The sequence below is a fragment of the Lacihabitans sp. CCS-44 genome, from assembly GCF_024343735.1.
Classification (GTDB): Bacteria; Bacteroidota; Bacteroidia; order Cytophagales; family Spirosomataceae; genus Leadbetterella.
Window position 1 is genome coordinate 122,848 of the sequence record NZ_RJUE01000058.1, and the last position, 14,299, is coordinate 137,146.

Sequence of the window (14,299 nt, forward strand, 5' to 3'; positions counted from 1 at the left end):
ACTTTTCCACAATACGCTTACTTATCTACATATTCAAATGCTGTCGGTGTAGTTTTTTTAAAATTAACTATCTTTGCACCTCTTTAACAGCAGACAATAAATGGGAAAAATAATCTCGATAGTAAATCAGAAGGGTGGTGTTGGTAAAACTACCACAGCCATCAATCTTTCGGCGAGTTTGGCGGTATTAGATTATAAAGTTTTGATAGTAGATACAGATCCACAAGCCAACGCTGGCTCTGGGATAGGTATTGATAGCAAAGATCAAAAAAATAATATTTATTCTGCTTTGGTGGGGCATTCCAAAATCAAAGACTGTATAATCGAGACTCAGATTCCTAATTTACATTTGATTTCGAGCCACATAGATTTGGCAGGTTTTGAGTTAGAAATTGTCAATCAAGTGGCACGAGAGTATATTTTGAAAGAAATAATTCAAGATATAAAAGAAGATTACGACTTTATCTTGATAGACTGTTCTCCATCACTTGGCCTTATGGTAATCAACTCCATCGTGGCTTCTGATTCTGTTTTGATACCTGTTCAGTGTGAATATTTTGCTTTGGAAGGAATAGCCAAACTTCAAAACACCATCGATATCATCAAGAAAAGACTGAATCCAAGTTTAGTAATGGAAGGCTATGTGTTGACCATGTACGATGCCCGTACAAATTTGTCGAAAATGGTCGTAGACGATGTTAGGAAATATTTTGATAAAGTATGTTTTGAAACCATTGTACCTCGAAATGTCAAACTTGCTGAAGCTCCAAGTTACGGCGTGCCCGCTTTATTGATGTTTTCTGGAGACAAAGATGGTGAGTTCGATATTAAGTTTTTGGAAAATAAAGGGGCAATTAGCTACATTGATTTGGCCAAGGAATTGTTGAAACGTAATAATTTACCAGAGATAAAAGCAATTGATGGAACAAAATAGAAACAAAGGCTTAAACTCTCTTCTGTCAGATTCTGACTTGGTGGTTCAGCGAAAAGTGGCAGCTTTTAGAGGAGTTAGTGAGGTAGAAATAGATAAATTAGAGGTTGGTTTACAGCAGCCAAGGAGTCATTTTGATTCCAAATCAATTGAAGAATTGGCCGATTCTATCCGTGTTCACGGACTTATTCAGCCCATCACAGTTAGAGAAAAAGAGGGCGGTAAATTTGAGATTATTTCAGGAGAAAGGAGGTTTAGGGCCGCTAAATTGGCTGGTCTTGAAAAAATGCCTGCCTTCATCAGAGATGTGGACGACCACCGATCCATAGAAATGGCTTTGATTGAGAATATTCAAAGAGAAAATCTGAATCCAATAGAGATAGCTTTGTCTTACCAAAGAATGGTTACCGAATGCCAAGTAAGTCAAGAAGAACTTGGTAAAAGGGTAGGTAAAAGCCGTTCAGCTGTTACTAATTATCTCAGATTACTCAACCTGCCAACGGAGGTTCAATCAGGGCTAATATTAGGTGTTATATCTATGGGTCAAGCTCGGCCGCTGATACCGATTCAAGACACCAATTTGCAAATAGATATTTATCAAAGAATATTAGAAAACGACCTGAGTGCGAGAGAAATAGAGTCATTGGTAAAAAAAGGTAATGCTTTTGAGGCTGGTGCAAATGAACTTGATTTGCATAAAGAAGACATGAGGATAGAAGAAATTACCCTCAAAGGCAAAACCCTCGTACCCATCAAAATTCAAATTCAAGACCTCAACAAAGGCAACGTGGCCATTAAGTTTTCAAACGCTGAAGAATTAGCTGAAATTTTAGCAAAACTGGAAGTGAGTTGAAAATATAGATATTTTTATGCTCTTAGGAGATTAATTCATTATTTGGTTATTTAGAACTCTCTCATTATAGTACGCTTTTGTTGGTTGTTTTGTAAGTAATTTTATGTTGTCAGGGTTTGTAATTACCTTTTTTTCTAAAATCATAAATCAGGTTACTCTACCTTTGAAGTTTGATTGTACGGTGAAAAAGGGTATTTTCTCCAACATTTTTTTAGGTTGAGTCAATCAATTGTAAAGAATTTTTGGTTATTTCTCAGTAAAGACTTAAATTTCGACATTCAGATAACACATTTGTAAAAAAATAACCTTAGAATGGAAACACTAGTGGTTCAGGGAAATACCAAGTCTGAGATGAAGTTATTCAAATCTTTGGCTCATCGTTTGGGTTTGAAAGCTAAGTTCATGTCAGCTTCCGAAATGGAGGATTTGTCCTTGGCAAATGCAATGGAAACGGGAAGAACTGGAGAGTTTGTTGATTTAAAAGTATTTCTTGAAAATTTAGAGAAGAAATGATTGTTAAAATCGACTTATCTTTTGAGAAAGATGTTCGAAAAATCAATGATGCAAATACGCTAAGAAAATTAGGAATCACGATCGAATCATGTATTTCTGCGAATTCAATCCAAGATATTAAAAATTTCAAGAAGTTATCAGGATTTAAAAACTATTAAAGGATTAGACTGGGAGAATACCGAATTGGATTGCAACTCCAAGGCCAAGAAATTATTTTTGAAAGGATTTTACACAGAAAGGAAATTTACAGGTTCTTTCCATAATGCAAAACTCCTAACAGAAAAGATAAGCTTTATACTTATCATCTTTATAAATGGTTTCTTCAAAAAGGCAACATTGCTATTAAGTTTTCAAACGCCGAAGAATTAGCTGATATTTTAGCAAAACTGGAGGTGGGTTGGTTTTTATTTAATTCGATTTTTTTTTCTTCAAAATTTTTACCATGTTTCCCTTTCGTTTCCCTTTTTGGCTAAAGTTTATTAGTTAGCTTGTTTGTTATTGAACAAACATTTACCTCCTTTATTTTGGCAAATAATCCAACAATTTTTACTATATTTGTGGGTTAAAATTCTACATTAAAATCATTAAAAGAAAATTTCTGAGGATTCGGAATTTATACTATTTGAAACAAAGTTTATGGCAGAAAAAGATTTAGAGAATAGGGCAGATTACTCCGCCAACAATATACAAGTTTTAGAAGGTTTAGAAGCAGTAAGAAAGAGACCAGCCATGTATATTGGCGATATAGGTTTCAAAGGTCTCCACCACTTAATCTGGGAAGTTGTCGATAACTCTATCGATGAAGCCATGGCTGGGTATTGCGATACCATCGACACAATTATTAATACCGACAACTCAGTCACTGTAAAAGACAACGGAAGGGGTATTCCTACGGGATGGCATGATAAAGAACAAAAATCAGCTCTTGAGGTAGTTATGACGGTACTTCACGCAGGTGGTAAATTCGACAAAGACACTTACAAAGTTTCCGGTGGTTTGCACGGTGTGGGTGTGTCTTGTGTTAACGCACTTTCTACCGACTTAAGAGTGGAAGTCCACAGAGAAGGCAAGCTTTATGAGCAAGAATACAAAATAGGTAAGCCACAATATCCGGTTAGAGAAATCGGAACTACGGATTTGAGAGGCACTGTGGTAACCTTTAAACCTGACGATACCATTTTTCAGGTAACTGAATATAAGTATGAAACGGTAGCTAATCGTTTGAGAGAGCTTTCTTTCTTGAACAAGGGAATTACCCTGACCTTGACCGATATGCGTGATTTGGACGAAAATGATGCTCCAAAACACGAGGTTTTTCACTCTGAAGGTGGCCTTATAGAGTTTGTTGAATATCTAGACCAAAGCCGTGAGCGTTTGATACCTGCCCCTATGCACATGGAAGGCGAGAGAGATGGTGTGCCTGTGGAGGTTTCGATGATTTACAATTCGTCTTATACAGAAAACGTTTCGTCGTTTGTAAACAACATCAACACTCCTGAAGGTGGAACCCACGTTTCGGGCTTCAGAATGGCTCTTACGCGTACCTTGAAGGCTTATGCAGACAAATCGGGTATTTTGGTAAAAGAAAAAATAGAGATTTCGGGTGATGACTTTAGAGAAGGTCTTACAGCGGTAATTTCGGTGAAAGTTCAGGAGCCGCAGTTTGAAGGACAAACCAAGTCTAAACTAGGAAACTCAGAAGTGACGGCCGCGGTAAGTAACTGTGTGCAGTCGATGTTGGAGAACTATTTGGAGGAAAATCCGAAAGATGCCAGAACGATAGTTGACAAAGTAGTATTGGCTGCCAAGGCTCGTATAGCTGCCAAGAAAGCCCGTGAAATGGTGCAGCGTAAAAACGTTTTGATTGGCTCTGGTTTGCCAGGAAAACTAGCCGACTGTGCCGAATCTGATCCAGCTCTTTGTGAAGTGTACTTAGTGGAGGGAGACTCAGCAGGTGGTTCTGCCAAACAAGGCAGAGACCGTAGCGTGCAGGCCATTTTGCCATTGAGAGGTAAAATATTGAACGTAGAAAAAGCCCAGGAATATAGGATTTACGAGAACGACGAGATAAAAAACATCTTTACAGCTTTGGGCGTACAGATGGGCAAGGACGGCGATGATAGAGCCTTGAATTTGGACAAATTGCGTTATCACAAAATCATCATCATGACCGATGCTGATATTGACGGTAGTCATATTCGTACGTTGATTCTAACGTTTTTCTACCGTTTTATGAAAGAATTGATAGAGAAGGGTTACCTATATATAGCTCAGCCACCTTTGTATTTGATCAAAAAAGGTAAAGATGAAGAATATTGCTGGACGGAAGAGCAAAGACAAGCTGCAGTGAAGCGTTTGGCTGGTTCAGGAAAAGAAGATAGTGTTGGTCAGCAACGTTACAAAGGTCTGGGAGAAATGAACCCTGAGCAATTGTGGACAACCACCATGAATCCTGAGTTCAGAACCCTGAAGCAAGTTACAATTGAGTCTGCTACAGAAGCTGACTTATTGTTCTCGATGCTGATGGGCGACGAAGTGCCACCTCGTAGAGATTTCATAGAGCGTAATGCCAAATATGCCAATGTGGATGCATAATATCAAGTGATTTTATATAAATGGCGAGCTGTTAGCAGTTCGCCATTTTTTTTGCTTGATGGTCAATTTATGATTTTCTTTATTAATGTAAATGTTGCTAAGCGTTTTTTATTCTACCCAAAAACTATAATTGCATTTTTTAAATAATAAATAGGTGTTTTTTTTTATAAATAAGCCCTTTTATTATATTTGTAAAACACTTAATCGTTCATTAATAACAACCTTAAAAACCAAATCAGATATGTCAAATAATTTTCCATGGGTGAGTAAGTACCCTAGCGGTATATCAGCAGAACTTAATCCAGACGCCTATTCATCTCTTGTAGAACTCATGGAAGAAGGTTTTAAGAGATTTAGCGATCAGCCAGCCTATACTTTCATGGACAAAACCCTGACCTATGCTCAGGTAGATAAAAAGTCGAGGGATTTTGCAGCTTACCTACAAAGTTTAGGTCTTCAAAAAGGTGATAAGATTGCCATTCAGATGCCCAACTGTTCGCAGTATCCTATTGCTCTTTATGGTTCTTTGAGGGCAGGTTTGGTAGTGGTAAATACCAATCCGCTTTATACACCAAGAGAAATGAAACATCAGTTTACAGACTCAGGAGCTAAAGCTATAGTGATGGTGGCCAACTTCGCCTTTAATCTTGAAAAAGTAATAGAAGAAACACAAATTAAGCATGTGATAATTACAGAATTAGGCGATTTATTGGGTTTTCCAAAGAAACAAATCGTGAATTTTGTAGTAAAAAGTGTCAAAAAGATGGTGCCTGATTACTCTATTTCAGATGTTGTAAAGTTTGGAGATGCCCTTTCGATGGGAGAAGCTGCTAGCTATACTAGGCCAAGTTTAGCCGGTAGTGATACGGCTTTTATTCAGTATACAGGTGGAACAACTGGTGTTTCTAAAGGTGCGGTTTTGAGTCACCGCAACATGGTAGCCAATACAGAAGGCATAGCCGCTTGGTTCGGGCCGATGATGAAATTCGATTTTCCAAGAACGATATTAGGAGCATTGCCTTTTTACCATATTTTTGCTCTAACCGTTAATGCTTTCTCTACTTTTAAGTTGGGATTTCACAACCTCATGATTCCTAATCCGAGAGATCAAAAGGCATTGTTGAAAGACCTTAAAAAACACAAATTATTCGTTTTTCCAGGCTTGAATACCCTTTTTAATTCACTTTTGAATAATCCTGAGTTTTTGGCCTTGGATTTTTCTAACCTAAAAATTACTATTTCTGGAGGCATGGCTCTGCAAAAAACAGTTGCCGATGCTTGGGAAAAAGCAACTGGTTGTAGAGTAACGGAAGGATATGGGCTTTCAGAGACAGCTCCTGTGCTTTCGTGTAATCCTGTAGATGGTACACAACAAATTGGTACTATTGGTTTGCCATTTCCTTCTACTGAAATGCGAATCTTGAAAGAAGATGGTAATTGGGGGGAAGTAGGAGAAGTGGGTGAGATTTGTGCTTTTGGGCCTCAAGTAATGGCTGGTTATTATTTGAGAGCTGAAGAAACTGCCAATGTGTTTATAAATGATGAAAAAAGTAGGCCTTTTTTCAAAACTGGCGATATTGGACTGATGCAGCCCGATGGATTCTTCAAGATAGTAGATAGAAAGAAAGACATGATATTGGTGTCGGGCTTTAATGTTTTTCCAAATGAAATAGAGGAAGTGGTTTCGCAGTGTCCGGGGGTCTTGGAGGTTGCTTGTATAGGTGTGCCAGATGACAAATCTACTGAGGCAGTTAAGATTTTTGTGGTTAAAAAGGACCCCAATCTTACCGAAGACGCAGTTCGGGATTTCTGTAAAGAGAATTTGACTGGTTATAAATGTCCTAAGCACGTGGAGTTTAGGGGAGATTTACCTAAAACCAACGTAGGTAAAATATTGCGACGTGAGCTCAGGGATAACAAATAGAACCTAAAAAATATTTATTGTGTTTTGAAAACAGGCCAAGAGCCTGTTTTTTTATGAAATTAATAAATAAGATTTTTGGAGGGTTTTTGATTTTGATTGTAAAGATTTACCAGCTTGGTATCTCGCCTTATTTCCCTGATTCATGCCGATACCAACCCACTTGTTCGCAATACATGATAGACAGCATTAAAGAATGGGGGATTTTTAAAGGTACTTGGTTGGGCATTAAAAGAATAGCAAAATGTAACCCATGGGGTGGGCATGGCTGGGATCCCGTAAAAAGAAAACATGGACATTGATTAAGCACGAGGGTTTTTGGACAAGAAAAGGAATAGAACCAAGCCACTTGCGAGGGTAATGGCACTAACTACCAACTGAAAAGCATTCGGTTTGATTACCCACATAGCACCCACAAACTGAACAAACAGGATGATATTCAAGAAGTTAGCTATGGCAGTTCTGGGTAGTTTGGACACTACAAAAGAACCAAGTGGAGCAAATATAATCACAAATGGGATGCAAGCAATCCACATTTCGAAGGCCTCAGGCTGAAAATCATTCACTACACCTGCATGAATAAAAAAGCCCAGAATAGTTTCGATACTCATAATAATTATAGACGAAGGCACTGCCACTTTTTCGTTTATGCCATAATAGATGGTCATCAAACAAAATGTAAAAATATTGATGCCCGTTCCAAAAATGGAGGAAATTATGCCTCCAATTAATCCAAAAACCAATAATCTAATCATATCTGATTTTTGGAAATTTTCAATCAAATCATGCACCAATCTTGTTGGTTTGGAGTTTTCTCGCCAAAGAACAATGCCAAAACTTAGCCAAAGAGACACAAAAAAGAGCTTGGCCATTGGTGGTGAAATCAGCGGTACAACATAATAAGTGCCGAAAACTAGGCCAAATACGCCGCCGATGGTTACGTATTTAATATAATTCCAATCAACTTTGAGTTTTAATCCAAAAATAAGTAGTGAGGCAGAAGTCATTCCCAAACTTTGAATAGCAAAGGCGAAATTTCGAGCAACAGCGGGTTTAATATCGAGCAGCAATGTGAAAACAGGATACGCCACTGCCGCACTACCCTCGGGGCTGGAGCCCGCTATAAAAGATCCAAAAATCATGGTAACAACGGCCCAGACGTGTTTTTCGATGTAATAGAATAGGTTGTTTTGGCTAACAAAATAAAACCAAGAACACAAAACAATAAATAGGAAGGACAGATATAAAACAGGTAACTTTTTCAAAAAAATGCTTTAAAGGTGTTTTTTATATTCAAATATAAGGCTAGGAATCAGAAATTCTGGAAAAAAACTAATAGTTTTGTTTTATTTTGTGGGGAATCTATTAAATACTGGAATTTTACAGATATTTAGGATATCAAAAGATATGATAATTTTATGGCAAAATCTACGGATGCAATAGACAGTGTGTTGGGTCAAATGACTGATCTTAACAAAAAGATGACTGATTTTTCGTCACATCTAATGAGTATGGTGGAGAACTACGATGTTTTGATGCAAAACCAGAGTCAAGTGGTGGACAATCAAGATATAGTGGTGGAGAACCAAAAAACGATTATCAAAAATCAAGGAATTATCACACACAATCAGTCTTCTATCATACACAACCAGTCTGTAATTGTCAAAAATCAAGCTTATTTAAAGACTTTTTTATTTGCTCAAATCGAGATTTTAACGCTGTTGACCAATCGGCCCAAAGCTGAAATAGCAGAAGAAATAAAAAGTTATTTCGAAAACGCCCAGTTAGAAATCTCCAAAGGATTTGAAAATCCAGTAGGGGAGTAAGTGTTTATTTCTGAATCAACTTGATTTTTTCTTCTAGCAAAATAATCTGACTTCTCAATAGTTCTATTTCCGAAAGCTTGCTTGCTTTTAGCTGCTCTTGCAGTCGCATCTGCAAAGTCAGTGATTCTACCTTTTGTTTTTGTAATCTCAACTCCAGCATCAGTTCATTTTTTTGTTTCTCCAAAACCTCGGCATACTCTTTTGCTTCCAAAATTTGCTTTGGAAGAGACTCAATGTTTTTTAATACAAAGTTATTTTTTTCTGTTTTTTCCAAAATTTCGGAAAATTCTAAAATATCAACACTCGTTTTAAAGTGGTCTGCTATCTTTCTGCATATAATTAATGAAGGTGAGAATTTGTCATTTTCATAGTCTGAAAGGGCACTTTTGCTTACATTTAAGGCTTCTGCAAGCTCTTCAAGTGTGATTTTGTGATATTTTCTTAAGTTTTTTAAATTTTCAGAAAAGTAACTTTTTGTCATTTGTTAAAATATTTTTTTTCCAATATTTTGGAAAACTACAATTGAATTGTAATTTTGTCATGAAATAATGTAACAATTTACATTCAAAATTAAAATAGAGCAAGGGTTTTAAATAACTCAGGCATTTATATAAAGAGTTTCAATTATAGAACATGTGATTGATAGGTTAATGTAATCATATTAGTTGGTGTCAGTGACGCTTCCAAATATTATTTTTTTTCAAATACTTACCATGAAAAAACTATTCCTTGTCGGTGTTATTGGTCTTATTTTGTTCGAAATAGCCAATGTTTATTTTATCATGCCTATGCCAAGCAGTCAACGTATGCGTAGCATAGAGTTTGCCTACTTTCTGTATTCTTACCGTTGGTTTTTTAGAGTTGCATTTGGGCTACTTCTTTTGTTGGGTTTAGTGAAGGCTTATAAATCAAATCGTTGGATGGTTTTGAGTATGCTTTTGGTTGCAGTAGGGGTTTGCTATATGTTCAATTTCAGAATGGCAGCTGATGCTATGTTTTATCAGCCAGGGCAAGTATTGATGAAAAACAGTCAAGAAAGTAAGGTGAAAAAAGACAAACTCATACTTGGTATCGCCATGGGGAATGAGGCCAAAGCTTATCCCATTCAATACATCGGTTATCACCATCAAGTTTTAGACTCCATTGCGGGTAAACCTATTATGGTTACTTACTGCACAGTTTGTCGTACAGGAAGAATTTTTGAACCGACCGTCAACGGAAAACCTGAAGCCTTTAGATTGGTCGGTATGGATCATTTCAATGCCATGTTTGAGGACCAAACTACCAAAAGCTGGTGGAGACAAGCCAATGGTGAATCTCTGATAGGTAAACTCAAAGGTACATTATTGCCCGAGTTAGCTGCCCAGCAGATGTCTTTGCAGAAATGGCTCGCCTTGTATCCACATTCCAAGATTATGCAGGCGGATACCAACTACAATGAAACCTACGAAAAAATGAAAAAATATGAACTTGGACACGGAAATAGTGAGTTGACCAAAACGGATTCGCTTTCGTGGAAAGATAAGTCATGGGTGGTGGGTATAAAACTAAAAAATGCGAGTAAGGCATTTGATTGGAATCGTCTGAAAAATGAAAGGATAATAAATGATAAAGTAGGACGCCAGCCTATAGTTTTGGCCTTGGCGGCTGATAAAAAGAGTTTTGTTGCTTTTGAAAGGACTTCGTTTTTTCAAAAAATAACGCTTAGGAACGACTCCTTGGTGGTTGGGAGAACTGTATATGATATGAAAGGAATCAGTAAGGATAAGTCTACTTCGTTGAAGAGAATCAATGCCTATCAAGAGCTTTGGCACAGTTGGAAAACATTTAATCCAGACACTCAAAAGTATTAAAAATCCAGAAATTCGGAAAAATTACACTAATATGTGTTAATTTTGCTGATTTTGAGATATATTTTTCCATTTTTTTGAATATTTGAATATTCGTTGTAATATTGCAAAACTTTCTGAGTTAAATACCTTTTTGTTAACCAATACCATTTTAAGTTTTATGAAAAAAACCTTTACAATTGTTGTTTTTCTTTTTATTTCTTTTTCTGCTCTTGCCCAAATGCCTCATGATGCTATATATATGCCAAAAAATACTGCTTGTTTAGCTGTGTCTTATGGTAATAGCTCATGGAAAGAGTATTGGGAAAATACATTACTTAGAGAAAACCTAAACATGGGAAAGCATACTACACAAAACGTTATGCCTATGTTAGCGGTAGGCGTTTCTGACAAATTGAATGTTATAATAGGGCTTCCTTATATTACTACTAAAACGAGTGCTGGAAATTTGATGGGTCAAAAAGGATTCCAAGACTTTTCGGCTTGGATTAAATACAAATTGGTAGAAAAAGATGGATTAGCATTACACGGAGCTCTTGGTGCATCTGTGCCAGCAAGTAACTATGTTGCAGAATTTTTGCCGATGTCTATTGGATTAGGAACTAAAACCGCCACTGGTCGTATTGTAGCGAGTTATTACCACAAGTCAGGTGCTTATTTTACAGGAAGTGCCAGTTATATTTTTAGAAGCACGGTAAAGATTGATAAAGACGGTTATCAGGCTTACAACAAGGTTTACAACACTGATATTGTGGCTGTTCCGAATGCCACAGACGCTCGTGCGGCAATAGGATACAGTAAAAAAGCTATCGTAACCGAACTTTTCGCAGAGAGATTTACATGTGTTGGAGGCGACAATATACGCAGAAACGATATGCCTTTTATTACCAATAATATGCAGTCTACCTCAATTGGATGGTATGGTAAATTTCAACCCAAGAATATTGGTGCAAATGCTCGTATAGCTTATGTAACCAATGGGCTTAATGTTGGACAAAGCATGAGCTACTCGCTTGGTATTTTGTACCAATTCAATTCTTTGAAATTATTAAAACAAAAAAACTAAAACTCGAAATAGCAGAATTTTAGAGAAAATATAAGATATTAAAAAAATAGAATTAGATGAAAAATTTTAAAATAAAGACCTTACTACTAATTGCATTTGTTACTCTCCTGAATACATCTTGTGATAAAACATTAGATTTGGAAGTTGCGGAAGCTTACATTCCTGCTGATTTGGATTTAAATGCGAGCAATTGGAAGACATACGTGCTGACATCCAACAGTGAAGTAGCGGTAGCTGCTCCAAAACCAACTTCTGACCCAGCATACTTGAAAGAGTTAGATTCTCTAAAAAATAAAATATATCCAGCATTAACGCCAGCAAACAAAGATGCAATAGCATATTGGGGAGCTGGGGCTGTGTATAGATGGAACGAAATAGCAAGAGAACTTGCAGCCAAGTACAATGTTCCACCTGCATCAAATGCAGAAGGCAAGTATCCAGTGCCAGATGCCGCCAATCCATTGGCAGATCCTATGTTTCCATTTGCCAATCCTCCATATACAGCTCGTGCTTTGGCCTACTTAAATGTAGCTCAATACGACGCTTTGGTGACTGCTTGGTCGTATAAATCTAAATTTGGAAGGAAATCACCTTCTAAAATCGATGCATCAGTAAAGACTTTACTTCCAGTTTCTGATTTGGCTTCTTATCCTTCTGAAGATGCCGTGGTTGCCGGAGCTTCATATACAATTTTGATTGCCATGTTTCCTGGAGAAATACCATATTTGGATACCAAACTTGCTGAAGCAAAAAATGCTAGAGTATGGGCTGGAGTTAATGTACCTAGTGACATTACAGCGGGTGATGCTCTTGGTAAAGCCGTGGGTGCAAAAGTAATGGCTAAAGCCAAAGTAGATGGAATGTCAACAGCAAACAATCAAGCATTGACGGCAGGCATGATAGAGGCGGCTAAAGGAAGAGGAATAAAAGACACTTGGTTGAGCCAAGAAAGTCCTATTCGTCCTCCAATGTTGCCCAATTACGCAGCAGTAGCCACGTGGAATTTTGACAAGGCAACAATGGCCCAAATCAGACCAACCATGCCTTATGTGGTGGGTTCTGCTGAGTGGAATAAAGATTTTGCTGAATTAGAAGAAATTAATAAAAATCAAACAAGAGAGCAAGCTCGGATAGCCAATTATTGGGCAGATGGAGCAGGCAGCTATACACCTCCAGGTCATTGGAACAGAGAGGCCGCCAATCAAGGCCATGATGCCAAGTTTAGTGAAGTCCGCATGGCTCGTACCATGGCTTTGGTAAGCACCGCACTTATGGATGCAGGAATTGCATGTTGGGAAGCCAAGTTCTATTACTACACTCCTCGTCCTCAGCAGTTTGGGCTTAAAACGTCTGTTGGGTTACCTAATTTCCCATCTTACACCTCTGGTCATTCTACTTTTTCTGCAGCTGCGGCAACAGTACTTTCGAGTCTTTTTCCTGCCAATGCCACTGAGTTTGATGCACAAGCCAAAGAGGCATCCAATTCACGTGTGTATGGTTTAATTCATTACCGTGTTGACTGCGAAATGGGCTTGGTTCATGGTAAAAAGATTGGCGACTATGCCATAGCAAGAGGCAAATTAGACGGCTCGGGACTTTAAGTTTTGAGCAAATTTAATACAGTGATTACTAAAACTTTAAAATAAAAAAATGAAAAAATTCTACAAATTAAGTGTTAAATTATTCTATATAATGGCATTGCTTTCTATTAGCAATTATACATTTTCTCAAGGATGCATTGCTGTTCGTTCGATGTCTACCGCAAACGGAAATCCAAGCGGGTCGGCATTTATGAAAGCGGGTGATTTTCAGTTTTCTGGTAATTTTCGTAAGTTACATTCTTACAAGCATTTTGTGGGTACTGTAGAACAACCACACAGAGTTGAACAAAAAACCGAAGTTATCAATGATTCTTATAACTTTGATTTTGGCCTAACCTATGCGGTATCTAGCAGATTAAATGTGACAGTAAACGTTCCTCTTTCATACAACGACCGTTCCTCTTTGTATGAGCATTATGGCAACGGCACGCCTGCGGGTTCTAATCCACGTTTTCATACGCAATCTAAAGGAGTGGGTGACATGCGTATTTCAGCATCCTATTGGATATTGGATCCTGTAAAAATTCACAAAGGAAATTTTGCGATAGGTGTGGGAATCAAAGCTCCAACTGGAGATGCAAATGTGTTGGATGAGTTCCATAGATTAGATAGAAACGGCAAAGAATATATACAAGTGAAGGCTGTCGATCAGTCAATGCAGCTGGGAGATAGTGGATGGGGACAAAGTATCGACGTTCAAGGATACCAGTCTTTGTTCAAAAAAGCCACGCTTTACTATAATGGTTTTTATATGTTTAGCCCAAAAGAACTTAACAAAGCCACGAATTTTTCGGTGCCTGATCAATTCGGTGCAAGATTGGGAATGACTTATGTATTGTTTCCCAAGAAAAACATAGGTGTTAGTTTGGGTGGTCGTGCAGAAGGACTTCCAGCAGTTGATGCCATCGGAGGAAGCCTTGGCTCACGTCGTCCGGGTTATATCATTTCAGTAGAGCCGGGTATAGCTTGGAGTGGGCATCACAGTTCATTTTTAGTTACAGTGCCTTATGCAGTAGTTAGGAATCGCATTGACACTTGGACAGTAACAGGCTTTAGAGAAGGTGACGCGGCATTTGCTGATTATCTAATTTCTGCTTCTTATTCATTCAGGTTCTAATTCGTAAAGTTTAAATATTATTAAAT

At 37.7% G+C, this 14,299-nt stretch carries 13 protein-coding genes; 11 read left to right on the forward strand and 2 right to left on the reverse strand.

Annotation, left to right across the window (positions count from 1 at the left end; genetic code table 11):
* The first annotated feature begins 100 nt into the window (after positions 1-100).
* The 6 genes from EGI26_RS13040 (at position 101) to yidD (ending at position 7,115) form a co-directional block, all read left to right on the forward strand.
* Positions 101-934 carry a ParA family protein gene (locus tag EGI26_RS13040; protein WP_255078920.1) on the forward strand — a complete coding sequence of 278 codons (834 nt, stop codon included), beginning with the start codon at positions 101-103 and terminating at the stop codon, positions 932-934.
* On the forward strand, positions 921-1,784 hold the full coding sequence (locus EGI26_RS13045) for a ParB/RepB/Spo0J family partition protein (RefSeq protein WP_255078921.1): 864 nt from the start codon (positions 921-923) through the stop codon (positions 1,782-1,784). The genes EGI26_RS13040 and EGI26_RS13045 overlap by 14 nt, the downstream gene beginning before the upstream one ends.
* Before the next feature lie 312 nt (positions 1,785-2,096).
* The gene (locus EGI26_RS13050) at positions 2,097-2,297 is read left to right on the forward strand and encodes a hypothetical protein (RefSeq protein WP_255078922.1); all 201 of its coding nucleotides are present in this window, start codon (positions 2,097-2,099) and stop codon (positions 2,295-2,297) included.
* Positions 2,298-2,933: 636 nt separating this feature from the next.
* Positions 2,934-4,892: a DNA topoisomerase (ATP-hydrolyzing) subunit B gene (gene gyrB, locus EGI26_RS13055; RefSeq protein ID WP_255078923.1), complete on the forward strand. Its 1,959-nt coding sequence runs from the start codon at positions 2,934-2,936 to the stop codon at positions 4,890-4,892.
* A gap of 241 nt (positions 4,893-5,133) precedes the next feature.
* Complete coding sequence (locus EGI26_RS13060) at positions 5,134-6,816, forward strand: AMP-binding protein (protein ID WP_255078924.1); 1,683 nt, start codon at positions 5,134-5,136, stop codon at positions 6,814-6,816.
* 53 nt (positions 6,817-6,869) lie between these two features.
* Positions 6,870-7,115 (forward strand): membrane protein insertion efficiency factor YidD, encoded by a 246-nt coding sequence (gene yidD / locus EGI26_RS13065; RefSeq protein ID WP_255078925.1) that lies wholly within the window; start codon positions 6,870-6,872, stop codon positions 7,113-7,115.
* Here the strand turns inward: yidD and EGI26_RS13070 are convergent, their stop codons facing one another.
* A complete protein-coding gene (locus EGI26_RS13070; RefSeq protein WP_255078926.1) occupies positions 7,116-7,955 on the reverse strand; it encodes a sulfite exporter TauE/SafE family protein in 840 nt (279 codons plus the stop codon).
* A 276-nt stretch (positions 7,956-8,231) separates the two neighbouring features.
* Between EGI26_RS13070 and EGI26_RS13075 the strand changes: the two genes are divergently transcribed.
* Complete coding sequence (locus EGI26_RS13075) at positions 8,232-8,639, forward strand: hypothetical protein (RefSeq protein ID WP_255078927.1); 408 nt, start codon at positions 8,232-8,234, stop codon at positions 8,637-8,639.
* 4 nt (positions 8,640-8,643) lie between these two features.
* Here the strand turns inward: EGI26_RS13075 and EGI26_RS13080 are convergent, their stop codons facing one another.
* Entirely contained in the window at positions 8,644-9,120 is a 477-nt protein-coding gene (locus tag EGI26_RS13080) for a helix-turn-helix transcriptional regulator (RefSeq protein WP_255078928.1), read from the reverse strand.
* A gap of 232 nt (positions 9,121-9,352) precedes the next feature.
* Between EGI26_RS13080 and EGI26_RS13085 the strand changes: the two genes are divergently transcribed.
* From EGI26_RS13085 to EGI26_RS13100, 4 genes are all read left to right on the forward strand, one after another.
* Positions 9,353-10,492: a DUF3179 domain-containing (seleno)protein gene (locus EGI26_RS13085; RefSeq protein WP_255078929.1), complete on the forward strand. Its 1,140-nt coding sequence runs from the start codon at positions 9,353-9,355 to the stop codon at positions 10,490-10,492.
* A gap of 157 nt (positions 10,493-10,649) precedes the next feature.
* Positions 10,650-11,555: a hypothetical protein gene (locus EGI26_RS13090; protein ID WP_255078930.1), complete on the forward strand. Its 906-nt coding sequence runs from the start codon at positions 10,650-10,652 to the stop codon at positions 11,553-11,555.
* A gap of 56 nt (positions 11,556-11,611) precedes the next feature.
* The gene (locus EGI26_RS13095; protein ID WP_255078932.1) at positions 11,612-13,156 is read left to right on the forward strand and encodes a phosphatase PAP2 family protein; all 1,545 of its coding nucleotides are present in this window, start codon (positions 11,612-11,614) and stop codon (positions 13,154-13,156) included.
* 49 nt (positions 13,157-13,205) lie between these two features.
* On the forward strand, positions 13,206-14,273 hold the full coding sequence (locus EGI26_RS13100; protein ID WP_255078933.1) for a hypothetical protein: 1,068 nt from the start codon (positions 13,206-13,208) through the stop codon (positions 14,271-14,273).
* The last annotated feature ends 26 nt before the right edge of the window (positions 14,274-14,299 follow it).

Bases quoted from the DNA above. Each gene is read 5' to 3' on its own strand.
- EGI26_RS13060 (WP_255078924.1), top strand. From the start codon at position 5,134: ATGTCAAATAATTTTCCATGGGTGAGTAAGTACCCTAGCGGTATATCA.
- EGI26_RS13075 (WP_255078927.1), top strand. From the start codon at position 8,232: ATGGCAAAATCTACGGATGCAATAGACAGTGTGTTGGGTCAAATGACT.
- EGI26_RS13090 (WP_255078930.1), top strand. From the start codon at position 10,650: ATGAAAAAAACCTTTACAATTGTTGTTTTTCTTTTTATTTCTTTTTCT.
- EGI26_RS13085 (WP_255078929.1), top strand. From the start codon at position 9,353: ATGAAAAAACTATTCCTTGTCGGTGTTATTGGTCTTATTTTGTTCGAA.
- EGI26_RS13045 (WP_255078921.1), top strand. From the start codon at position 921: ATGGAACAAAATAGAAACAAAGGCTTAAACTCTCTTCTGTCAGATTCT.
- EGI26_RS13040 (WP_255078920.1), top strand. From the start codon at position 101: ATGGGAAAAATAATCTCGATAGTAAATCAGAAGGGTGGTGTTGGTAAA.
- EGI26_RS13095 (WP_255078932.1), top strand. From the start codon at position 11,612: ATGAAAAATTTTAAAATAAAGACCTTACTACTAATTGCATTTGTTACT.
- yidD (WP_255078925.1), top strand. From the start codon at position 6,870: ATGAAATTAATAAATAAGATTTTTGGAGGGTTTTTGATTTTGATTGTA.
- EGI26_RS13050 (WP_255078922.1), top strand. From the start codon at position 2,097: ATGGAAACACTAGTGGTTCAGGGAAATACCAAGTCTGAGATGAAGTTA.
- EGI26_RS13070 (WP_255078926.1), bottom strand. From the start codon at position 7,955: ATGATTTTTGGATCTTTTATAGCGGGCTCCAGCCCCGAGGGTAGTGCG.
- EGI26_RS13080 (WP_255078928.1), bottom strand. From the start codon at position 9,120: ATGACAAAAAGTTACTTTTCTGAAAATTTAAAAAACTTAAGAAAATAT.
- EGI26_RS13100 (WP_255078933.1), top strand. From the start codon at position 13,206: ATGAAAAAATTCTACAAATTAAGTGTTAAATTATTCTATATAATGGCA.
- gyrB (WP_255078923.1), top strand. From the start codon at position 2,934: ATGGCAGAAAAAGATTTAGAGAATAGGGCAGATTACTCCGCCAACAAT.